Consider the following 21,264-nt stretch of genomic DNA (forward strand, 5'->3'; position numbering starts at 1 on the left):
AATTGTCAATTATACCCTTAAAATCAGATAGATACAAGGTTTAATTCGCTGAATTAAATGATTGTAATAATAAGTCAGAAGTTAAATTATATTCGATTAAAAAGCCCTTCCGGAGTTCTCCGGAAGGGCTAAACAATAAAAATTAATAAAGAAAAGATCTTTACAGTGTCGCCATATCGATCACAAAACGATAGCGTACATCGCCTTTCAGCATACGGTCGTAAGCTGTGTGTATGTCTTTGATATCGATCATCTCGATATCCGAAACAATATTGTTTTCGGCGCAGTAATCCAGCATTTCCTGGGTTTCGGCCAGGCCGCCAATACCCGATGCCGCCAGGCTTTTACGGCCGGCCATCAGGCTAAATGCAGATACTGTGGCCGGCTTATCCGGTGCACCGACACAGATATGTGTACCATCGGTTTTAAGCATACGCAGGTACATGTTGAGATCGTGATCGGCGGAAACGGTATCCAAAATAAAATCGAACGTGCCTTTAGCTGCTTTTACCTGTTCGGCATCGGTAGTTACCACAAAATTGTGCGCGCCTAATTTTTTAGCGTCGGCTTCTTTTGATGGCGATGTGCTCAGTACGGTAACTTCGGCACCAAAGGCCACACCGAATTTAACGCCCATATGGCCCAAGCCGCCTAAACCTAAAACGGCTAATTTGTGGCCTTTGCCTACTTTCCAGTGCCGCAGGGGCGAGTAGGTGGTGATACCGGCGCATAGCAACGGCGCAACGGCAGCAAGGTTAAGTTTATCAGAAATGTGCAGTACAAAATCTTCATGAACCACGATAGAGCTTGAGTAGCCGCCGTAGGTTGGCGTTTTTTTATCTTGTTCCAGGCCGTTATAAGTTTGGGAGTTGCCGTTTAAGCAGTATTGCTCCAGGTCGTTCCGGCAGTTTTCGCAGGTGCGGCATGAGTCGACCAAACAGCCGGTACCGGCGAGGTCGCCTACCTTGAATTTGTTAACATGGCTGCCTACTTTAACAACGCGGCCAACAATTTCGTGGCCGGGCACCATCGGGAATATGCCGGGGAACCAGTCGTTTTTGATCTGATGCAGGTCGGAATGGCAAACACCGCAAAATTGAATATCAAACTGAACATCGTGCGGGCCGACTTCGCGGCGTTCGAAATTCCATGGCGCTAAATCGGTTGTGGGGCTTTGTGCAGCATAGCCTTTTACAGGTATCATAAGTGTTTTAGTTAAGTTAAAGGTGATTCGATTACTTGTTGCAACAAATATCTTTATAACAGGTTAGGGGAGTGTTAAGTTTAAGAAATTTGACAATTGGTTGATGGGGGATAGTTGGATTGGATGAATAGCAATACTTGTTTAAATCTGAGAAGGGTTGGAGGGTTTAATTGTATTAAGATATTGATTAGGAAGTTTATCTTTTGGGCGTTACCTGCGGCCGGGCCATCCGCTCATACTGCACAGGCCTTAGCCGCAAGGCCGGTATCCGCTGCTGTCCCTAACGCGGTAGAGCAAAAAAAAGCCCGTACAAATTAGTGTACGGGCTTTGTATGTATCAAGTTGTCGGTGAAGACACCGCTGCCGGCGCTTCGTTCAAAAACACAAACTGGTTATCAAAAGCATCCAGTTTGATCTTGCTGTCTTTATCTATTTTACCGGCAAGGATCTGTTTCGATAGCTCGTTGAGTATCTTTTTCTGGATAACGCGTTTTAGCGGGCGGGCGCCGAATTGCGGGTCGTAACCCAGCTGTGCCAGCCAATCCAATGCCTCTTCGCTTGCATCGATGCTGATACCCATTTCCTGTAAAGTATCCTGTAACTGTTTGAATTGCAGTTTTACGATATCGCTTATCTCATCGCGGCTAAGCGGAGTGAACATGATGATCTCGTCTATCCGGTTCAAAAACTCAGGGCGGATGGTACGGCGCAATAGCTCGAACAGTTCGTTCTTGGTTTTGGCCACTATGCTGTCGTGGTTGCGCTCATCCAATTCCTGGAAGTTCTGCTGGATCACGTCAGAACCGATGTTTGATGTCATGATGATAATGGTGTTTTTAAAGTTCACCACACGGCCTTTGTTATCGGTTAAACGGCCGTCATCCAGCACCTGTAATAGTATGTTGAATACATCCGGGTGCGCTTTTTCGATCTCATCCAGCAAAACAACACTGTATGGTTTACGGCGTACGGCTTCGGTTAACTGCCCGCCTTCATCGTAACCCACATAGCCCGGTGGCGCGCCTACCAAACGGCTAACGGCGTGGCGTTCCTGGTATTCGGACATGTCTATCCGCACCAAGGCGCCCTCATCATTAAACAGATACTCGGCTAAAGCCTTGGCCAATTCGGTTTTACCAACACCTGTGGTACCTAAGAAGATAAACGAACCGATAGGTTTCTTTTTATCCTGCAAACCGGCACGGCTGCGGCGTATGGCATCGCTTATCGCTTCAATAGCTTCCTGCTGGCCGGCAACGCGTTTATGCAGCTCTTCTTCCAGGTGGAGGAGTTTTTCGCGCTCGCTCTGGATCATTTTGCTCACGGGGATACCCGTCCAGCGCGAAACAACACCGGCAATATCGTCGGCAGTAACTTCCTCCTTCAGCATGCGCGAGTCGTCCTTATTCTCCAATAAAGCGGCTTTCAGTTTTTCGACCTCTTCCTGTGCTTCGCGGATGCGGCCGTAGCGTAATTCGGCTACTTTACCGTAATCACCGGCACGTTCGGCCTGGTCGGCTTCGAGCTTATAGTTTTCGATCTGCTCGATCTTGGCGTTGATACCTTCCACCACATCTTTTTCGCCCTGCCATTTGGCACGCAGCGAATCGCGTTCGGCCGAGAGGTTGGCGATCTCTTCGCTCAGCTCTTTAACCCGGCGATCGTTCTTTTCGCGTTTGATCGCTTCGCGCTCGATCTCTAATTGCATAATACGGCGTTCGAGTTCATCCACAACTTCAGGAACAGAGTCCATTTCGATGCGGAGTTTTGAGGCGGCTTCGTCCATCAGGTCGATAGCCTTATCGGGAAGGAACCTGTCGGAAATATAGCGCTGCGACATCTCGACGGAAGCAATAATGGCTTCATCGAGGATACGCACTTTGTGGTGAGCCTCGTATTTTTCTTTCAAACCGCGCAATATAGATATCGCGTCGGCAGTGTCCGGCTCGTCAACCATCACCTTTTGGAAACGGCGTTCGAGGGCCTTATCTTTTTCCAGATATTTTTGGTACTCGTTCAGGGTAGTTGCCCCTATGGCACGTAATTCACCACGGGCAAGGGCAGGTTTCAGGATGTTTGCGGCATCCATCGCGCCTTCGCCGCCGCCTGCGCCAACCAGGGTATGGATCTCATCGATGAAGAGGATGATCTCGCCATCGGCCTGGGTAACTTCTTTAACAACGGCTTTCAAACGTTCTTCAAACTCGCCTTTGTATTTAGCGCCCGCTATCAGCGCGCCCATATCAAGCGAGTAAACGGTTTTGGTTTTCAGGTTTTCGGGGACATCACCCTTTAATATCCTGAAAGCGATACCTTCGGCAATGGCCGTTTTACCAACACCCGGCTCGCCAACCAAAATTGGGTTGTTTTTGGTACGGCGGGAGAGGATCTGGATCACACGGCGTATCTCGTCGTCGCGGCCGATAACCGGGTCGAGCTTGCCCGAACCCGCATATTCGTTAAGGTTACGGGCATATTTATTTAGGGCGTTATAGGTAGCCTCGGCGTTCTGATCGGTAACTTTGTTGTCGCCGCGCAGTGCCTTGATGGCCAGTTTAAGATCTTTTTCGTTAACGCCCGAATCTTTCAATAGCGTAGCGGCTTTATCACTGGCCGAAAGTATCCCCAGTAAAATATGCTCTACCGATACAAAATCGTCTTTAAATTCTTTTAGGTACGACTGCGCTTTTTGCAGAGCGCTGTTGGCACCCGAAGATAAATATACTTCGCTGCCGCTAACTTTCGGGAAAGCGGCTATCTGCTGGTCGAGCGAATCGTTGAGCCTGTTGATGTTGACGTTCAGTTTCTTCAACAGGTAGGTTATTACATTTTCATCAACCAGGAGCAGCGCTTTTAGTATATGTGCGTTTTCAATTGCCTGTTGTTGGTTGCCAACGGCAATCTCGGAGGCCTTTTGTATGGCTTCCTGTGCTTTTATGGTAAAATTGTTGAAATTCATATCGTTTGTTAGTCAAAACAATTGCCAAGCTGTTTAAACTGAAAAAAAGTCATACCGAAACCGGTTGGGGGTGACTAATTGTCAAGCGCGCTGGTATAAATTTAGGAACAAATCAGACGGGGAAAAGTGTTAAATGTCAATATTTTTTGTTATCTTGAACCTTTTGCAAGTTTGCTGGTCTTAATAAACAGACGTCTAATCAATTACTGATATGAGGGTAGTAAAATACATTAGCCTGGCCTTTTTTATTGGTGCCTGCGCTATTTTGTTCTCATCGTTTTTTGCCAGCACGGCATTATCCACCAAAAAAATTAAGTTGGCCTATAAAAGTGCCGGGCTAACCGACCGGCAGGCCGCTGCGCATTTGCTGAGCCGTTTTACCTATGGCGCCACGCCGGGCGAAATTGACGCTGTAATAAAAATGGGCCTCGAAAACTGGCTGCAACACCAGTTGAATGCCGATTTGCCGGATGATTCGCTGAATAACCGTTTAAAATTGTATGATGCTTTAAATTATACTAATGAGCAGGTTGTAGATGTTTTCCCCGAAAGGGGCGCTATGTACCGCAACGCAGTTAAGGCCGGGTATGTAAGTAAAGATTCGTTGTATGTTGCTAAGGATAAAAAAGCATTTAACGCCCGGATACAGGTTTTTATGCAAGTTAAAGGTTACCGGCCCGAACAAGAATTATTAACGCAATTTGAGAGCCAGAAGATATTACGGGCAACTTATGGCAACAACCAGTTGCAGGAAGTACTCACTGAGTTTTGGTTTAATCATTTTAACGTGTCGTTTGCTAAAAACGGGCCGGGCAAATATATACCGGCTTATGAGCGCGATGTGATCCGCCCGCATGTGTTCGGTAAATTTGACGAGTTGTTGCTGGGTACGGCTAAGTCGCCGGCGATGCTCTTCTATCTGGATAACTTTAACAGCGTAGGCCCGCCACCCGAAAGAAAACAGCCGCAAATTGCACCACAGCCGCAGGAAATTGCCACCAATAATATGATGCTGATGGATATGCCCGATTCGGCAAAGAAAAAACTCCTTACACCCGCACCTCAACCATTAGTGCGCCGCAATGTAAGCGGTTTAAACGAAAACTATGCCCGCGAAGTAATGGAACTGCATACACTCGGCGTAGATGGCGGTTATACCCAAAGCGATGTGACGCAGGCAGCACGGGTATTGACCGGCTGGACCTACTTCCCGGAAGGAGAGGATAATGTAAACAATAATGGCATCAGGAAACAATTTATAAAACAGGGTGATGAAGTTATGGCGGAACAAGGCTATATGCACGACGGCGACTTTTTGTTTAACCCGACCAGGCACGATAAGGGCGAAAAGACAGTTTTGGGCCATCATTTTGGGAAGAACGGCGGCTACCAGGAAGGTGTCGACCTGCTGGAAATGCTGGCGCACCACCCGTCGACAGCTAAATTCATCAGCCGTAAACTCGCTGTACGTTTTGTAAGCGACAATCCGCCGCAAAGTTTGCTGGATAAGATGAGCAAATCGTTTATGGAGCACGACGGCGATATCAAAGAAGTTTTGATCACGATGGTGAGTTCGCCCGAGTTTTGGAGCAAAGACGCCTTGCGCGAAAAGACTAAATCGCCCTTTGAACTGGCCGTAAGCTCGATGAGGGCGCTCAATGCAGATATTAAGCAACCGATGCAGGTTTACAACTGGGTAGGCCGCATGGGAGAGAGGCTATACTATTACCTGGCACCTACCGGTTTCCCGGATAGGGGTACTTACTGGATCAATACCGGTTCGTTGCTTAACCGCATGAATTTTGGACTGGCTTTAACCACCGGGCGTATCCCGGGTGTTACGGTTAACCTGGCAGCACTAAATAATAATCACGAGCCTGAAAGCCCCGAAGCGGCATTGGCAATATACAGTAAACTGGTGATGCCCGAGCGTAATCTTGATAAAACCATCCAACGGCTTACTCCACTGTTAAACCAGCCCGACCTTGCGGCTACAGTTAACAATGCCGCTGCAAATACAATACCAGCACAGGCGGCTAATAAACCTGCCGTTACCAACCCGATGATGAGCGATAACATGATGCAGCAAAATGTACAGCCTAAAGATCCTGCCAGGATCTATGCCCGAGCGCAAATTCAGCCGGCGGCAAATAATACTATGCTGGCGCAGGTGGTGGGGATAATTATTGGCTCGCCGGAATATCAGCGGAGGTAGGTGGATGATCACTAAATTATTGATCATTACAAAATTGACAATGGGTATATAAAAAAATACCCATAAATACCCATGTTTTGCCGACGTATTCGTCTTTTTTGGTTACAAAAATTGCAAAATGAAAATTTGATGAAATCTGCTTAACTAAACATTAAACCCTGAGTTAATGTTATGGTCTAAAAGGTACCCCCGCAGAGCTAACCATTACCATGAAAACCATCAAACTATTATTGCTGACTGCCGTTATCTGCGTAAGCGGATTCGTGCTTGCTTCGTTTTTAACAGCAACGAAATTACCAGTTAAAAGCTACAAATTTCCGTACAAAAAAGGCGGCCTCACCGAAAGGCAGGCAGCAGCGCAACTGCTCAACCGTTTTACCTACGGCGCCACACCGGGCCAGGTTGACCAAGTGGTAAACATGGGCCTCGAGAAATGGTTCGAGCAGCAACTGAATGCCGACGCGCCCGATGATTCGTTAAACAAACGATTAGCCAGTTATGATGCGATCAATCTGAGCAATAGCGAAGTGCTGCAAAAATTTCCACCGGGGTTTGTGGTAGTGCACATGGCTATTATCGATAGCGCGATAAGCAAGGATTCGGTGGATAAGGCTGTCGATAAAAAAGCTTATAACGATAAGATACAGGCTTATATGAAGAGCAAGGGCCTGCGGTCGGATCAGGAATTGTATAAACAATTCATCAGTCAGAACATCCTGCGTGCGGCTTATACCAATAACCAGTTGCAGGAAGTGATGAGCGATTTTTGGTTCAACCATTTTAACGTATCGTTCACCAAAGGCGAGTGCGCGCAATTTATACCCGCTTACGAGCGCGATGTGATACGGCCGAATGCTTTAGGTGAGTTTGATAAATTGTTGCTGGCATCGGCAAAATCGCCGGCGATGCTGTATTTTTTAGATAACCTGGTAAGCCAGGGCGCACCTGCACCGCCAGCCAATAATATGATGATGGGCGGGGATAAAGCTAAGGCAAAACCAACTCAATCCGCTGCATCAACAGATATGGCGATGGGAGCAGCACCTGCGAAAACAAACGCTGGTATGGATATGATGATGATGTCGGCCGCGGCACCAACCCCGCCAAAACCAAAGCCCAATGCGCCAAAAAATGTAACCGGGCTGAATGAAAACTATGCCCGCGAGGTGATGGAACTACATACTTTGGGTGTAGACGGCGGTTACACCCAAACAGATGTTACCCAGGCCGCCCGTGTTTTAACCGGCTGGACCATGTACCCGTTGAGCAGTTATGGTTACGGCAGCAATATGAAAGGGTTGGTTGATAAAGTAGGCGTGAATAACCTGGAAGCCAAAGGCTATGTACACGACGGCGACTTTTTATTTACGCCAACCCGCCACGATATGGGCGAAAAAGTTGTGCTGGGCCATACTTTCCCGGCCAAGGGCGGTTACCAGGAAGGGGTCGACCTGTTGGAAATGCTGGCGCACCATCCGTCAACAGCTAAATTTATCTCGAAAAAGCTTGCCGTGCGTTTTGTGAGCGATAACCCGCCGCAAAGCCTCATCGATAAAATGGCTAAAACCTTTACCGAGCAAAACGGCGACATCAAACAGGTGCTGATCACGATGGTAAGTTCGCCCGAATTCTGGAGCAAAAAGGTACAGCGCGAAAAAATCAAATCACCTTTCGAGCTGGTGGTTAGTTCAGTCAGGGCCTTAAATGCCGATATCCAACAGCCATACCAGTTGTTTAACTGGATGTCGCGCATGGGCGAGAAGATCTATTACTACCAGGCGCCAACGGGTTTCCCCGACAGGGGGCAATACTGGATCAATACCGGCGCCTTGCTTAACCGAATGAACTTTGGCCTGGCCTTAACCAGCGGCCGCATACCGGGCGTTACCGTTAATCTTGCAGCGCTCAATAATCATCACGAGCCCGAAAGCCCCGAAGCAGCATTGATCACTTACAGTAAACTGGTGATGCCGGAGCGCGACCTTGATAAAACGATCAAGCAATTATCGCCTTTATTGACGGTTCCGGATGTAGCTAATAAAGTAAATGATGCGGTTACCAAAACACCTATCGCGACAAGCACACCACCGCCGGCAACCTTCTCGGGTATGGACGCGGTGCCGGGTAGCGAAGAACTAACCAAAAAGAAAGATGCCGTGCCGCCGCCAAAGGTTATGGCATCTGCACAAAACACTAAAAATAACGCTAATATGCTGGCACAGGTAGTGGGGATTATTATTGGTTCGCCTGAGTACCAGCGCAGATAACCATAAGAAAATAACGCTATTGGCTAAAAGGCCCCGGATTTTGATCACCCCGGGGCCTTTTAACTGTGTAAACTATTTATTAACTTCTAACTTTTTTTATTTCCCTCTTTTTTTTAATCGTATATTAGCCCTCGAACACACCCCTTAATACATTGAAGATTAAATTTTTCAGCCGGCTGAGCAATCCTAACAGGTCGCTGTTCCGAGCCGATTATATCCGTCAAAACCTTGAAGCTGTACGCTCCATGGGCATCGTATTTTTTGTGTTCGATGTGCTGTTCAAGCTATCGCCGTATATTTTTGGCCTTAAGCCCGATCAGGTCAGGCATGTTCAGGAGTTCGACCTTTCGGTAAATATCCACATCGCAGTTACACCGATCTTTATTTTACTGGCCATTGTAATGATCAGACAGTTCAGGCAAACGCCCAAATATCTGTTCCTTGGCCAGTTGCTGAGTATTCTTTTCGCTTCATATATCATTGCGGCCGGAATGATGGGAAGTATTTTGTCTATGCATAACCCTAAAAATACGGTAACGCTATACATGATCACGTTGATGATTGCCGGGGTATTTTTTGTGTTCGAATATTACGAATCTTTGTTAATAGGTTTGATCATAACCGTCATATTTAGCTTATTACTGCCACACTATGTAACTGATGCGCGGCAACTGATGCTCAACCAGTTTATGTCGGCCATATTGCTGATCGCATTTTTTAGCATTTCGCGCTATGTGTTCTCCTACAGGGCCAACCACTTTATACAGCTTAAAATCATTCGCGAAAAAAATACGCAGATTGAAATGGCCAATCAGCTTAAAGATGAGATATTGGGTGTTGTGGCACACGATCTGCGGAACCCGCTTGCGGCGATCGAATCGATAGCCGGTATTATGCAGCTGGATGGTAAACTCGATGATGATCAGGACGATAACATATTAATGATCAAGGCTTCGTGCGAGCGGGCTAAGCTGATCATCAACGACCTGATAGAAGTCGCCCGTAACGATATCGACAGCGAGTTTGAAGTGCGTAAAACAGATCTGAATCAGTTTTTACTTCAAATAGTTGAGGAGTGGATGTACAGTGGTACTAAACCGAAAATTATTTATTACGGTCCTCAAAAGCCAGTTTTTGCCTGGATAAATGAAGAAAAAATGCACCGGGTAATGGATAACCTGATCAGTAACGCAGTTAAGTTTTCGGCCGAAGAAGAAGGTATTGAGGTATCCTTACGGGATGCAAGCGGTTCGGCTTTAATTGATGTAAAAGACTTTGGCGTGGGCATACCGGACAGTTTGCTGCCGAATATTTTCGACCGCTTCTCGAAAGCGAGCCGCAAGGGGCTTCACGGCGAAGAATCGATAGGGTTGGGGCTGAGCATTGTAAAGCAAATCATCGCCAAACACGGCGGCGAGGTGAAAGTAAAAAGTGTTGAGCAACAGGGTACTACTTTTACCATCAGCCTTAATCAGTCGATAGCTTCCTGACCGTCGGGGAAAAACCGATGGTTGAAATTCACTAAAAACAAAGTTGTTGTAGCGCGTGTGCAGGCGGTGTAAAACCAGCGCAGAAAATCGTTATTGACCATATCTTCTGTAAGATAGCCCTGGTCCACAAATACAGCGTCCCACTGCCCGCCCTGTGCCTTATGACAGGTTACCGCATAGGCGAATTTGATCTGCAGCGCGTTATAATAAGGGTTGGTTTTTAACTCGTTGTACTTTACGCGTTTATTGGCAATATGTTCGTAATCCTTCATCACTTCTAAAAAGAAACGCTTTTGATCGATAGGCGCCAGGGCGGGCGATTCTGAATACAAGGTATCGAGCATCACCTTGCAGTTGATGGTCAGGTCTTCGGCGTAGTCGGTAAATTCCAACTGCGCGTCGGCAAACCTGAAACCATACATATCCTGAAAATTGCGGATCTTACGTATCCGGGCAATATCGCCGTTGGCAATAAAACCGGTGCTGTTCTCTTCCTCTTCCTTGAGCCAGAAGTAGTTGTTGCGCACCACCATCACCTGGTCGCCGCCGGTAATCTCTTCATCCCTGAACAGTACACGGCCGCGTATTTGCTGGTTATACAGGTTGGCGTTTTTGTTCGACCGGCAGATGACCAGCGTGCGGTCCATCCCAAATTTATTATAAGCATAGTTCAGTCCTTCCTCCAACCGGTCGCCATTGATGCGGTACACATCTTTGAAACCTTTGGTGGCGATTTGCGGTATCTGGTTCTTATTTTTTCGTATCAGGTTTCGTATCCCGGTAACGTTGAGCAATATACCCGATTCTTTCTCCTGCCGCACCACGTCAGTCAGCTCAAAACTGTAAATATCCAGTCCGAACTGATCTTTCATTACCTTTTCTTCCAATGCCGGGCTTGCGACAGACCCTACCGGTGGCAATTGCGCGGTATCGCCAACCAGCATCAGTTTACAGTTTTTGGTGTTGTACACATAATTGACCAGATCCTGCAAAAGGCTTTTATGATTATTGCCGCTCACCTCGTCGGATATCATCGATGCTTCATCGACAATAAACAACGTATCGGTTGCCATATTATCGCCGATGCTGAAAGAATCATCGACACTCATAGCCGATTTTTTACGATAGATACGTTTATGGATAGTAAAGGCTTTTTTACCCGAGTAGCCCGTGATCACCTTTGCCGCACGGCCGGTTGGGGCAAGCAATACCGATTTATAATTATACTGCCGTAAAGCTTTTACGAGCGTACTGATCACGGTTGTTTTACCCGTACCGGCGTAGCCTTTCAATATAAAACATTCGTCGCCATCGTCGCGCGTTAAAAACTGGTGCAGTTTTTTAAAGAGCTCGAGTTGCTGCCCGGTAGGCGTATGCGGAAACGATTTTGATATCAGTTCTGTATCGGTGTTCACACTCCAAAAATGCGTATAAAAAGCCTGAAACAGACATATATTTTTTTTACTTTTGTTACAATGAGCAACAGCAGGTACAACTATTACGATCCGGAGTTTAATCCTGAAGAAGCACAAGGCAATAGCTTGCTTATCCTGATCACCGGCGATACATTTTCATTTTCTGTTATACAATTGGAGTCGGGCAAAGTGCTGGTTTGGGGAGAGCAATACCCCATTGACGAACTGGTGACACCTGCTTCGCTAAAACAGATATTAGCCGCTGACTATAACAGTGTAAAGATCGGCATCCAGTCATTATCTTTTACGATAGTTCCGGACGAGTTATTTGAGCGCGAGAAACTTACCCAGTACGGGCAATTCCTGGATAAAGACGCTGATGACGTACTTTTGGTCAACAAGCTTGATGCACAAAACTATGTGGTTTTTAAGATAGATCCGGCCACCGCTGCAGCTGTTTCTGCAAACTTTAACCTTGATCTGGTATATTTTGCCGGCAAAGCCTGGATAGCCGGGGTAAACTTCTCACGCCCTTATAACCAGCCGTTGTATATTCATATCGAAGGAGACTTTTTACAGTTGTTGTACTGTAACGAGGGTAGGCTGAGATTTTATAACACCTTCGAGTTCAGCAATCCTGATGAAGTGATGTATTATACCATTATGGTTGCCAACGAACTTGGATTGAATCTGGATGCCACTTCGGTAATATTGAGTGGCGATATCAGCATCGCCGACAGGAAGATACACCGCATCAACGATTTGTTGCCTAAGGTATATTTTAACCAAAATCATGTAGTTACGCTGCCCGAAGGTTTCATCTCACACCAGATTCTGATGCTGGCCGGTTTATCATTATGCGAATCATTGGTGGTAAATTAAGAGGGCTGCGGCTTAATCCGCCGAATAATCTGCCCGTACGCCCTACAACCGACCTGGCAAAGGAAGCTCTTTTCAACATTCTGAATAACCAGATAGAGTTTGAAGGCCTTAAAGTGCTTGATCTTTTTAGCGGCACCGGGAATATCTCGATGGAATTTGCTTCGCGCGATGCCGAAATCGTTGTATCGATCGATCGTAGCGTGCAATGTATCCATTATCTGAATGATATGTCGCGCCAGCATAAGCTCGGGCAGATCAAAACATTTAAAGCTGATGTTTTTAAATACCTGGAAATGGAGACGGATAAGTACGACATGATCTTTGCCGACCCACCGTACGACCTGAACCGTATTCCCGATATTCCCAAACTCGTGTTCGAAAATGATATGTTATTGCCCGGCGGAATGCTGATCGTGGAGCATCAAAGCATGCAGAACCTAAGCCAGCACCCGGCTTTTATGGAGCAGCGCAAATACGGGCACTCGTCATTTTCGTTTTTTAGGAACAATGTTGATCAATAGAAATAACCTTGTAACATTTCAACCTTACAACATAATTTGCGTAATTTCGATCTCATAAACATACCTGCATGAAAATCGCACTCTTTCCAGGTTCGTTCGATCCGGTTACCAAGGCCCACGTTGATATCTTAAAACGTTCGGTAAACCTGTTCGATAAAGTATATATCGGCATAGGGGTAAACAGTACAAAAAAAGGTTTTCTGAGTATCGAAAAACGCGAGCTTATGCTCCGCGCCGTATTCGAAACCGAGCCCAAAATACATGTGATTGCCTATGAAGGCCTAACGGTTGATTTTTGCCGGCAGATCGGGGCGACTTATATGATCCGCGGTATACGTACCGTATCCGATTTTGAATATGAAAAGGCTATCGCCCAGATGAACCATGCGCTCGAGCCGGATATCGAAAGCATATTTATCGTCAGCAAGCCGGGCTATTCATCCATTAGCTCTACTATCGTGCGCGAAATTCTGCGTTTTAACGGCAATGCCGATCAGTTTATTCCGAAAGAGGCTCTGCAGTTCCTTTAATCAATCCCGTTTTTTCCATTACCTCGGTAATAGAGGGGAAGGTGTTTTTGGTAACAATGCCCATTTTTTCGTGTGTCAGCCAGCGGGCATCGGTAATACCTTCTTCTTTTTGCGGTTTTAATTTATCAAACCCTTCGCACCTCATCTTATACCAATACGATTTTTTAACCACTACTTCGCCTTTGTAAACGTAGGCATGATAAGTTTTGCCTATTTTTTTGCCCAGCTTTTTTACTTTGATACCACACTCTTCCTCAACTTCGCGCACGGCACATTCTCTGATATGTTCGCCCTTTTCAATTTTACCCTTGGGCAAATCCCATTTATCGTTGCGGTAAATAAACAAATACTCTTTACGCTCGTTCTTTACCAAACCGCCGGCCGCTTTGATAACCGTAACGTTTTGGGTGATTTGTTTAAAGAAAGCTTTGGCATCGGTACAAATCACAAAAAAATTATGGCCAGGGTAATGTTCTAAAATAAGTGGATAAATAATTTTCAGATCAAAGTTTTGATGGTCAATCTGTTGATATTTTTTTAAGCTTTTTGGAGCTGATTCTGTTATTAAAAGAACCTTTTGGTTGATATAAATTCTATAAATTTGAGCCATGTTTAATAAAACTGAGATCGAACAACAGGTTGCCGAATTTTTGCTGCAAATTAAAGCAATTAAATTACAACCTAATAGTCCTTTTACGTGGGCTTCGGGCTGGAAATCGCCGATTTATTGCGATAACCGTACTACATTGTCACACCCGGCCATACGTACCTACATCCGTCAGAAATTAAGCTCGTTAGTTCAGGACGAATTTGGTGCCGTAGCCTGTGTTGCAGGCGTAGCAACGGCAGGTATCCCGCAGGGGGTTTTGGTTGCCCAAGAGCTGGGTTTACCATTTGTTTACGTACGCGCCAAACCAAAGGAACACGGTACCGGTAATTTAATAGAAGGCGATGTGTTTCCTGGCCAAAGAGTTATTGTTGTTGAAGACCTGATCTCGACCGGAAAAAGCAGTTTGCAGGCTGTTGAGGCCCTGCGCGCGGCCGGATGCGACGTTGCCGGACTGGTGGCCATATTTACCTACGGGTTTGACGCTGCTACCGAGAATTTTAAAAAGGCTAACTGCCGTTTTGCTACTTTATCCAATTACAACGCCTTAATCAAATATGCCGAAGAAAACCAGTATATCTCGAAAGAGGACGTGAAGTTGTTGGAGCAATGGCGCGAAAATCCATCAGTTTGGGCGCAGAAAGTTATGCCCGACTAATAACACTAACCAATTATGACCATTATTGAGAGTAAAAAAACAATCGGCAAACCCGTTGCCGGCGTATACAGTTTTTTAGCAGATTTGAACAACCATCAGCAATTGATGCCCGAAAACATATACAACTGGTCGTCGACAGCTACCGAAGCGCGCTTTACCATCCAAAACATGGCTAAACTGGCTTTAAAGGTTGGAGAACTGATACCCAATCAATCGATACAGATCATCCCTGCCGAGGCTCCGCCTTTTGAAATGGAACTCAAATGGCTGGTAACTCCCAACGGAGATCAGACGGAAGTTACTTACCGTATCTCGGCCGATCTGAATATGATGATGAAAATGCTGGCCAGCGGCCCCCTGCAAAAACTGGCCGATCATGAAACCTCCCGCCTGGCCGAAGTTTTAAAGTAATTACGTTTTACATTTGCTGCGGCGGTAAAGCAATACGCAAATACCCGCAAGGGCAGCGGTTATTAAAGTGATGCCAATAATCACAAAGCTTTTGCGGTCAGCATCCTCTTCGTCTAACGTGGTGCTGAAATGGTGTAAACTATCCGTACGAGTATTTTGTGTTAGTACTGTGGCATTTTTTTGCCCGGCTATCGCCCTTGCAACAGAATCATTTAGGTATTTGATACGATTGAACGCACCGGCAGCCTTTTGTGCATCGCCCTCTTGTGTATAATACTTCACCAGGGCCTTTTGCACTTCTATTTGTTCATCTATTTTAGATTGTGTTTTAGCCAGAGAGAGCGCCTCATCCAGGTCACGCTTCGCCAGGGTGAAATCTTTAATATCCTGCTTTACCGATGCCAATGCGAGCAGCGATGAAATAATATTCAGCGTGTCGTGCTTCTCTCTTGAAATTTCGTTCGACTGCAGGATGAACCATTTTGCCTGTGTAAATTTCTTTTGGAGGTGATAAACCAAACCCAGGTGGTCGAAGGTTTCGCGCAACCCTACGCTATCCCTGAATTTTGAATAAATATGCAGGCCCGCCATGATATGATCGATGGCTTTGCCCAGGTCATTAAAAGAGGCGCCGGGCTGTGCAAGCTTCAGTGCCAGGTCATTTAACGAGTCGGCCTTAACGGTCTGACTTTTAATAAAGGCCGTTCGTGCCAGTTGAGCGCTATCCGTATTAGTTTGAGCTGAACTTACCGGGCAGGTAAAGAAAAATAAAATCGATAAGCAGGGTAGGAGTTTAACCATTCAGAGTTAGTTGTATCGATCTAATATAGGCATTTATAAGCGAGGTTCGTGTGTTTCGGTCAATTAAGGAAAGGGCCAAGTCTAAAGATTGAAATAAAATTTGCGAAGTTCAGTTTTATTATCGTATATTTACGATATATAATTTAAGGTAATGGCGGTCAATAAAAAAACGGAGTTCACAGAGCTTGATCAGAAGCTTGCCGATATGTCGAAAGCCATGTCGCACCCGGCCAGGATAGCTATTTTAAGGGTACTGGCCGAGCGTAACACCTGTATTTGCGGCGAAATTGTAGAAGTAATGCCATTGGCACAGGCCACCGTATCGCAGCATTTAAAAGAGTTGATGGGGGCGGGGCTGATTAAAGGAACCATAGATGGTAAAAAGTCATGCTATTGTATCAACTGGGAAGCCTTTAAAGAATTCAATTCGGATTTTAATACCCTTTTCGGCGATTTGCAGACCGCATCGTCAAACCAAAGTTGTTGTTAATTTAAATTTATAGCTATGAATAACGCAGTGGCCACGAACTGGCAATCCTTTAAAAATGAGTTATTGCTGCATACTGATAAACACCTGCAGTTTAAATATGCCGAAGATAAATTGGTAGACCCTTCTTACCATATTACCGAAATTAAACAAGCGCCCATCATATCAGTAGATTGCGGCGGCAAACTCAATACCTGGACCGAAGTTATTGTTCAACTATGGGAGCCGGCTTCCAAAAGTGCCGAAAACCCGATGAAAGTGAGCAAGGCCTTGTCTATTATCCGGGTGGTGGAAGAGGCCATGAGTATTAATCCGATGGCGACTGTGAAAATCGAGTTCGGCAATCCGGGATTTGATACGCGGCAGATGTACCCCAATAACCTATCAGTCGATGGAAATAGCCTGATTGTTGACTTAATACCCGATAAAACGCAATGCAAAGCCATTGAAAGAGGCGGCTCCTGCGGTACTGCCTCAGCCGAAAACGAAGCCTGTTGCGCGCCAGCAAAGACGGCGCTAAAACCCAAAGTTGAAATGAAGAACCTGGCCGCTGCATCTGCCTGTTGCGAACCTGGTGGCGGTTGTTGTTAATTGATGAATATGCAGATTGAAAGGGCAACGCCCTACAGAAACGAGATAATTGCATTGTTGCAGGCCGAAGGTTTGCCCTTTGCAGATTTACCCGAAGACCTCGGCAACTTCGTGGTGATTTTGGATGACCGCCGGGTAATTGGTTCTGCGGGTTTGGAGATTTATGGCAGTTATGGGTTGCTGCGTTCGTTAGCCGTGAGCAAATCCTTTCGTAATAATGGGATAGGTAATCAATTGCTTAATGAAGTTGAAACATCGGCAGGGGTGAGGGGCCTTGCAGCCATCTATCTGCTCACCGAAACCGCGCCCGCATACTTTAAACAAAAAGGTTACAAACAAATAGAAAGAGCGGCTATCCCTGTAGCAGTACAGCGGTCGTCTGAGTTTAGCCACGTCTGCCCGGTTTCGGCAATAGCCATGAAAAAGGATCTTAAATAAATTATGAAACGAATATTAGTACTATGCACCGGCAATAGCTGCCGTAGCCAGATAGCCCATGGTTATTTACAACATTTTGCAGGCGATAGAGCCGAAGTTTACAGCGCAGGGATTGAAACGCACGGCGTTAACCCCAAAGCCATACAGGTAATGGCCGAAGACCATATTGATATCTCCAAACACACTTCAAACAACGTCGACGAATACACCGATATTCCGTTTGATTATGTGATTACTGTTTGCGATAATGCCAAAGAGAATTGCCCGTATTTCCCAACTACTGCCGAGCGTTTTCATTTCAATTTTCCTGATCCCGCTAAGGCGAAGGGTACAAACGACGAAATCATGAACGAGTTCAGGCGGGTTAGAGAGATGATCAAAACTTACTCGTTTGACTTTGTGCAGGCTCATTTAAAATGAGAAACTACCTGTATGAGACTATAGGTACATTCGCGCTGGTGCTTTTCGGGACCGGCGCGATTATTGCCGGGCAGCAATTCGATGGCGTTGTTACTCATACCGGTGTTTCAATAACATGGGGTGTAATAGTAGCTGTCATGATCTATATATTCGGTAGCAAGTCGGGCGCACACATTAATCCTGCGGTAAGTATTGCCTTTACGGTGGCAGGGCATTTCAGTATAAAAAAACTTCCTGCGTATATTATCAGCCAGTTAACCGGCGCGTTGCTTGCCAGCGTGTTGCTTAAACTCCTATTCCCGGCAAACCAATTGCTGGGAGCAACTATGCCATCGGGTACAGAGATACAGTCCTTTTTATTCGAGCTTTTGCTTACTTTTTTACTGATGTTTGCCGTGTTACTTTTTGCTCATGGCAGTAAAGAAACAGGAAGATTTGCGGGTTTGGGCATAGGAACTGTGGTTGGGCTGGAGGCTTTTTTTGCCGGGCCGGTATGCGGGGCATCTATGAATCCTGCCCGCTCCATCGCACCGGCAATTGTATCAGGCCATACCGAACATCTATGGATCTATGTTGTGGCTACAATTGCAGGCGCATGTTTAGCGATACCGGCATTTAACCTGATTCGGATAAGATCGGTGAAATCAATCTAAAATCGGTGCAATGCGGGTTACTTAATCTTGATACCCTTATATTCTTCGGCTTCCTGGTAATCCTTTCGCAGCGGGTAACCTTCCCAGTCATCGGGCAATAAAATACGGCGCAGGTCGGGATGATTTTCAAAAAAGATGCCCACCATATCAAAAGCTTCACGCTCATGCCAATCGGCAGTTTTCCATACTGCCGATACACTTGGAAAGGAAGGTAGATTATCTAAGGCCCGGTCGTTTGGGATACTTACTTTTAAAACCAGCTGTGTATTGTATGGAATAGATGAAAGATGGTAAACCACACCGAAGCGATTTTCGGTAATACCGTAATCCACCCCGCTAAGGCAAGATAAAAAGTCGAAATAAGTTCCGGGGTTATCCCGCAGTTCCAGGCAAACGTCGGCTATGCGATCGGGTTTAATCAATAAAGCTTTTTGTAAGCCTGTTGTTTCTTCGCCCAAAACAACGCCCTCACCAAATTTACCGGTCAATAAAGTTTTGATGTCTTCAAACGTCATGGCGCAAGTCTAACAATCTTCCAGTTGGTTTTATCTGCCTTTTTGTATACGATCCGGTCGTGTAAACGGCTTGGGCGACCTTGCCAGAATTCGATCAGCGTAGGTTTAACAACATAGCCGCCCCAGTGTGCCGGTTTAGGTACATCTTCGTCAGCATATACCTTTTCCAGGTCGGCCCATTTTTTCTCTAAGATGTCGCGGCCTTCAATTTCCTGGCTCTGCGGCGAAACTACCGCGCCAACCTGGCTGCCTTTCGGCCGGGTATAAAAATATTTTTCCGACTCTTCGCGGCTCACTTTTTCGACCGTACCTTCAATGCGCACCTGCCGCTCGAGCGAAGGCCAGAAAAACAACAACGTAGCTAATGGGTTTTTTGCCATCTCCCTGCCTTTGCGGCTCAGATAGTTGGTATAAAACACAAAGCCGCGTTCATCAAAACCTTTAAGCAATACAATACGCGCCGAAGGGCGTCCGTCGGTGGTGGCGGTAGCAAGCGTCATAGCATTTGCTTCTTCGGCATTTGTTTCGAGCGCCTGCTTAAACCATTTTTCAAATTGTTTTATAGGGTTTTTCGTTACCTCTTTTTCTGATAGGGTAGATGCACTGTACTCTTCGCGCAGGTTTTGAATTGTTGTCTGATCCATTTGCCGTCAAAGGTACAAATACAAGGCGTTAAATTTTAATGTTAAATTTTTGAATAAAAATTTCAATTTATGTTAAACCGAACATATTTTTGACAACGGTGTTAACGTTATATACGTAAAGCAGATAGATGTTAAGTACAATTACCCCGGCTGCAGGCAGACTATTGATATCGGAGCCATTTATGATGGATCCGAATTTCAAACGATCTGTGATCTTATTAACCGAGTATTCGGAAGTAGGAGCGATGGGTTTTGTGCTTAATCAACTCAGCGAATATGTACTGAGCGACATTATGCCTGATGTTGCTTATGCCGAGATCCCGCTATATAAAGGCGGCCCCGTAGGCAACAATACCCTGCACTTCATACACCGTTGCCCCGAAAAAATTGAGGACGGTATCGAGATCACCAATGGTATTTACTGGGGAGGCGATTTTGAGATGGTTAAAGGTCTGATCAATAATTATCAGTTAACCGACGCCGACATTCGCTTTTTTATCGGTTACTCAGGCTGGACCGAAGGCCAGTTGGATGACGAGTTACAGGAAGATACCTGGATGGTGACCGATAAATTCAGCCCCGACCTGTTGTTCAGCCATAACGAGGACACGCTCTGGAAAGAAACCGTGGTTAGCCTCGGCCAGCGTTACGCGCATATCGCCAATTTTCCTGAGAATCCTACCTTAAATTAGTTTATTGGTCATTAGTTTTTAGTCTTATCGATCCGGGTTTTATTGATCATAATTTTGTTTTGCTTACTTTGCATCCGCAATGCAAGTACTAATAAACTAATGAACCAAAACATCAACCATTCTGTTTGTGCCTGGTGTTATCCGGATATGAGCCTCGATGAGCTTTGCATTGCAGCCAGGCAGATCGGCATAACGGGTATCGACCTGGTTGGCCCCGAAGGCTGGCCCATATTAAAAAAGCATGACCTTTATTCGCCAATGTGCAATGGCGCCGAGATCAGTTTAACCGAAGGGTTTAACGACCGGCAATATCACGCGCAGCTTTTCGATAACTATGTCAGAATGATACCGCTTGTGGCGGCGGCAGGCTACACCAACCTGATTTGTTTTAGTGGTAATTGTAATGGCATAGATGCAGAAACTGGCCTGCGCAATTGTGTTGAAGGAATAAAGCCATTGTTGCAGGTAGCCAAAGAGCACAAAGTGGTTTTGGTAATGGAGCTGCTTAACGCGAAGACAGACCATCCCGATTATCAGTGCAATAAAACTCCCTGGGGCGTTGAACTGGCAAAGCGCCTCGCATCCGATAACTTTAAACTACTGTATGATATTTACCATATGCAGATAGAGGAAGGCGACATCATCCGCACCATCCTTGAAAACCATCAGTATATTGCTCATTACCATACCGGCGGTGTGCCCGGCCGTAACGAAATTGATGAAACCCAGGAATTAAACTATCCTGCGATAATGAGGGCTATAAAAAATACAGGGTTTAAAGGTTTTGTCGCGCAGGAGTTTATTCCAACACAAGCAAATAAAATAGCATCGTTGGCAAAGGCAGTTCAAATTTGCGATATATAA

Annotated in this window: 22 protein-coding genes; 15 read left to right on the forward strand and 7 right to left on the reverse strand. The window is 45.8% G+C overall.

Annotation, left to right across the window (positions count from 1 at the left end; all coding sequences use genetic code 11):
* Positions 1–160 precede the first annotated feature (160 nt).
* Complete coding sequence (locus BEL04_RS02855; RefSeq protein WP_065999975.1) at positions 161–1,204, reverse strand: NAD(P)-dependent alcohol dehydrogenase; 1,044 nt, start codon at positions 1,202–1,204, stop codon at positions 161–163.
* A 337-nt stretch (positions 1,205–1,541) separates the two neighbouring features.
* Positions 1,542–4,163 carry an ATP-dependent chaperone ClpB gene (gene clpB / locus BEL04_RS02865; protein WP_065999983.1) on the reverse strand — a complete coding sequence of 874 codons (2,622 nt, stop codon included), beginning with the start codon at positions 4,161–4,163 and terminating at the stop codon, positions 1,542–1,544.
* Positions 4,164–4,374: 211 nt separating this feature from the next.
* On the opposite strand from clpB, the gene BEL04_RS02870 reads away from it, so the two are divergent.
* The 3 genes from BEL04_RS02870 (at position 4,375) to BEL04_RS02880 (ending at position 10,135) form a co-directional block, all read left to right on the forward strand.
* On the forward strand, positions 4,375–6,378 hold the full coding sequence (locus tag BEL04_RS02870; RefSeq protein WP_065999984.1) for a DUF1800 domain-containing protein: 2,004 nt from the start codon (positions 4,375–4,377) through the stop codon (positions 6,376–6,378).
* Between the two features lie 209 nt (positions 6,379–6,587).
* Complete coding sequence (locus tag BEL04_RS02875; RefSeq protein WP_065999985.1) at positions 6,588–8,645, forward strand: DUF1800 domain-containing protein; 2,058 nt, start codon at positions 6,588–6,590, stop codon at positions 8,643–8,645.
* Positions 8,646–8,797: 152 nt separating this feature from the next.
* Entirely contained in the window at positions 8,798–10,135 is a 1,338-nt protein-coding gene (locus BEL04_RS02880; protein ID WP_065999988.1) for a sensor histidine kinase KdpD, read from the forward strand.
* Here the strand turns inward: BEL04_RS02880 and BEL04_RS02885 are convergent.
* Positions 10,117–11,550 (reverse strand): ATP-dependent RecD-like DNA helicase, encoded by a 1,434-nt coding sequence (locus tag BEL04_RS02885; RefSeq protein WP_065999990.1) that lies wholly within the window; start codon positions 11,548–11,550, stop codon positions 10,117–10,119. The genes BEL04_RS02880 and BEL04_RS02885 overlap by 19 nt on opposite strands.
* A 60-nt stretch (positions 11,551–11,610) precedes the next feature.
* Here BEL04_RS02885 and BEL04_RS02890 point away from each other — a divergent pair, with 60 nt between their 5' ends.
* The 3 genes from BEL04_RS02890 to coaD all read left to right on the forward strand — a co-directional run bounded on the left by BEL04_RS02890 (position 11,611) and on the right by coaD (position 13,483).
* The gene (locus BEL04_RS02890; RefSeq protein WP_175403985.1) at positions 11,611–12,432 is read left to right on the forward strand and encodes a DUF3822 family protein; all 822 of its coding nucleotides are present in this window, start codon (positions 11,611–11,613) and stop codon (positions 12,430–12,432) included.
* A complete protein-coding gene (gene rsmD / locus BEL04_RS02895; RefSeq protein WP_065999994.1) occupies positions 12,408–12,953 on the forward strand; it encodes a 16S rRNA (guanine(966)-N(2))-methyltransferase RsmD in 546 nt (181 codons plus the stop codon). The genes BEL04_RS02890 and rsmD overlap by 25 nt, the downstream gene beginning before the upstream one ends.
* Before the next feature lie 68 nt (positions 12,954–13,021).
* Entirely contained in the window at positions 13,022–13,483 is a 462-nt protein-coding gene (coaD, locus tag BEL04_RS02900; protein ID WP_065999995.1) for a pantetheine-phosphate adenylyltransferase, read from the forward strand.
* On the opposite strand, the gene BEL04_RS02905 is transcribed toward coaD, so the two are convergent.
* Complete coding sequence (locus BEL04_RS02905; RefSeq protein WP_254659517.1) at positions 13,452–13,931, reverse strand: NUDIX hydrolase; 480 nt, start codon at positions 13,929–13,931, stop codon at positions 13,452–13,454. The two genes, coaD and BEL04_RS02905, sit on opposite strands and share 32 nt — an antisense overlap.
* Before the next feature lie 160 nt (positions 13,932–14,091).
* Between BEL04_RS02905 and pyrE the strand changes: the two genes are divergently transcribed.
* Positions 14,092–14,748, forward strand: coding sequence for an orotate phosphoribosyltransferase (gene pyrE, locus BEL04_RS02910; RefSeq protein ID WP_066000000.1), 657 nt, complete (start codon positions 14,092–14,094; stop codon positions 14,746–14,748).
* Between the two features lie 15 nt (positions 14,749–14,763).
* Positions 14,764–15,159, forward strand: a complete 396-nt coding sequence (locus BEL04_RS02915) for an orotate phosphoribosyltransferase (RefSeq protein ID WP_066000002.1) — start codon at positions 14,764–14,766, stop codon at positions 15,157–15,159.
* Here the strand turns inward: BEL04_RS02915 and BEL04_RS02920 are convergent, their stop codons facing one another.
* On the reverse strand, positions 15,160–15,960 hold the full coding sequence (locus BEL04_RS02920; RefSeq protein WP_066000004.1) for a hypothetical protein: 801 nt from the start codon (positions 15,958–15,960) through the stop codon (positions 15,160–15,162).
* Between the two features lie 151 nt (positions 15,961–16,111).
* Here BEL04_RS02920 and BEL04_RS02925 point away from each other — a divergent pair, with 151 nt between their 5' ends.
* The 5 genes from BEL04_RS02925 to BEL04_RS02945 are packed head-to-tail and all read left to right on the forward strand — an operon-like array spanning position 16,112 to position 18,549.
* Positions 16,112–16,450, forward strand: a complete 339-nt coding sequence (locus tag BEL04_RS02925; RefSeq protein WP_066000006.1) for a helix-turn-helix transcriptional regulator — start codon at positions 16,112–16,114, stop codon at positions 16,448–16,450.
* 15 nt (positions 16,451–16,465) lie between these two features.
* Complete coding sequence (locus BEL04_RS02930) at positions 16,466–17,038, forward strand: DUF6428 family protein (RefSeq protein WP_066000007.1); 573 nt, start codon at positions 16,466–16,468, stop codon at positions 17,036–17,038.
* Between the two features lie 9 nt (positions 17,039–17,047).
* On the forward strand, positions 17,048–17,476 hold the full coding sequence (arsN2, locus tag BEL04_RS02935) for an arsenic resistance N-acetyltransferase ArsN2 (protein ID WP_175403986.1): 429 nt from the start codon (positions 17,048–17,050) through the stop codon (positions 17,474–17,476).
* Positions 17,477–17,479: 3 nt separating this feature from the next.
* Positions 17,480–17,896, forward strand: a complete 417-nt coding sequence (locus tag BEL04_RS02940) for an arsenate reductase ArsC (RefSeq protein WP_066000011.1) — start codon at positions 17,480–17,482, stop codon at positions 17,894–17,896.
* A complete protein-coding gene (locus tag BEL04_RS02945; protein ID WP_066000012.1) occupies positions 17,893–18,549 on the forward strand; it encodes an aquaporin in 657 nt (218 codons plus the stop codon). The genes BEL04_RS02940 and BEL04_RS02945 overlap by 4 nt, the downstream gene beginning before the upstream one ends.
* A gap of 17 nt (positions 18,550–18,566) precedes the next feature.
* On the opposite strand, the gene BEL04_RS02950 is transcribed toward BEL04_RS02945, so the two are convergent.
* Positions 18,567–19,064 (reverse strand): NADH-quinone oxidoreductase subunit C, encoded by a 498-nt coding sequence (locus tag BEL04_RS02950; protein ID WP_066000013.1) that lies wholly within the window; start codon positions 19,062–19,064, stop codon positions 18,567–18,569.
* Entirely contained in the window at positions 19,061–19,708 is a 648-nt protein-coding gene (gene pdxH / locus BEL04_RS02955) for a pyridoxamine 5'-phosphate oxidase (protein WP_066000015.1), read from the reverse strand. The genes BEL04_RS02950 and pdxH overlap by 4 nt, the downstream gene beginning before the upstream one ends.
* A gap of 182 nt (positions 19,709–19,890) precedes the next feature.
* Between pdxH and BEL04_RS02960 the strand changes: the two genes are divergently transcribed.
* Together BEL04_RS02960 and BEL04_RS02965 are read left to right on the forward strand one after the other, a co-directional pair.
* Positions 19,891–20,400 (forward strand): YqgE/AlgH family protein, encoded by a 510-nt coding sequence (locus tag BEL04_RS02960; RefSeq protein ID WP_371327577.1) that lies wholly within the window; start codon positions 19,891–19,893, stop codon positions 20,398–20,400.
* A gap of 99 nt (positions 20,401–20,499) precedes the next feature.
* Positions 20,500–21,264 (forward strand): hydroxypyruvate isomerase family protein, encoded by a 765-nt coding sequence (locus tag BEL04_RS02965; RefSeq protein ID WP_083227739.1) that lies wholly within the window; start codon positions 20,500–20,502, stop codon positions 21,262–21,264.

The organism is Mucilaginibacter sp. PPCGB 2223 (assembly GCF_001705515.1).
Classification (GTDB): domain Bacteria; phylum Bacteroidota; class Bacteroidia; order Sphingobacteriales; family Sphingobacteriaceae; genus Mucilaginibacter.

What these genes read in the sequence shown, in the direction of transcription:
- pyrE (WP_066000000.1), top strand. Translation starts at nt 14,092, where the DNA reads ATGTTTAATAAAACTGAGATCGAACAACAGGTTGCCGAATTTTTGCTG.
- BEL04_RS02930 (WP_066000007.1), top strand. Translation starts at nt 16,466, where the DNA reads ATGAATAACGCAGTGGCCACGAACTGGCAATCCTTTAAAAATGAGTTA.
- BEL04_RS02945 (WP_066000012.1), top strand. Translation starts at nt 17,893, where the DNA reads ATGAGAAACTACCTGTATGAGACTATAGGTACATTCGCGCTGGTGCTT.
- BEL04_RS02855 (WP_065999975.1), bottom strand. Translation starts at nt 1,204, where the DNA reads ATGATACCTGTAAAAGGCTATGCTGCACAAAGCCCCACAACCGATTTA.
- BEL04_RS02875 (WP_065999985.1), top strand. Translation starts at nt 6,588, where the DNA reads ATGAAAACCATCAAACTATTATTGCTGACTGCCGTTATCTGCGTAAGC.
- coaD (WP_065999995.1), top strand. Translation starts at nt 13,022, where the DNA reads ATGAAAATCGCACTCTTTCCAGGTTCGTTCGATCCGGTTACCAAGGCC.
- rsmD (WP_065999994.1), top strand. Translation starts at nt 12,408, where the DNA reads ATGCGAATCATTGGTGGTAAATTAAGAGGGCTGCGGCTTAATCCGCCG.
- BEL04_RS02870 (WP_065999984.1), top strand. Translation starts at nt 4,375, where the DNA reads ATGAGGGTAGTAAAATACATTAGCCTGGCCTTTTTTATTGGTGCCTGC.
- BEL04_RS02890 (WP_175403985.1), top strand. Translation starts at nt 11,611, where the DNA reads ATGAGCAACAGCAGGTACAACTATTACGATCCGGAGTTTAATCCTGAA.
- BEL04_RS02960 (WP_371327577.1), top strand. Translation starts at nt 19,891, where the DNA reads ATGATGGATCCGAATTTCAAACGATCTGTGATCTTATTAACCGAGTAT.
- BEL04_RS02950 (WP_066000013.1), bottom strand. Translation starts at nt 19,064, where the DNA reads ATGACGTTTGAAGACATCAAAACTTTATTGACCGGTAAATTTGGTGAG.
- BEL04_RS02925 (WP_066000006.1), top strand. Translation starts at nt 16,112, where the DNA reads ATGGCGGTCAATAAAAAAACGGAGTTCACAGAGCTTGATCAGAAGCTT.
- BEL04_RS02920 (WP_066000004.1), bottom strand. Translation starts at nt 15,960, where the DNA reads ATGGTTAAACTCCTACCCTGCTTATCGATTTTATTTTTCTTTACCTGC.
- BEL04_RS02965 (WP_083227739.1), top strand. Translation starts at nt 20,500, where the DNA reads ATGAACCAAAACATCAACCATTCTGTTTGTGCCTGGTGTTATCCGGAT.
- pdxH (WP_066000015.1), bottom strand. Translation starts at nt 19,708, where the DNA reads ATGGATCAGACAACAATTCAAAACCTGCGCGAAGAGTACAGTGCATCT.
- clpB (WP_065999983.1), bottom strand. Translation starts at nt 4,163, where the DNA reads ATGAATTTCAACAATTTTACCATAAAAGCACAGGAAGCCATACAAAAG.
- BEL04_RS02915 (WP_066000002.1), top strand. Translation starts at nt 14,764, where the DNA reads ATGACCATTATTGAGAGTAAAAAAACAATCGGCAAACCCGTTGCCGGC.
- arsN2 (WP_175403986.1), top strand. Translation starts at nt 17,048, where the DNA reads ATGCAGATTGAAAGGGCAACGCCCTACAGAAACGAGATAATTGCATTG.
- BEL04_RS02940 (WP_066000011.1), top strand. Translation starts at nt 17,480, where the DNA reads ATGAAACGAATATTAGTACTATGCACCGGCAATAGCTGCCGTAGCCAG.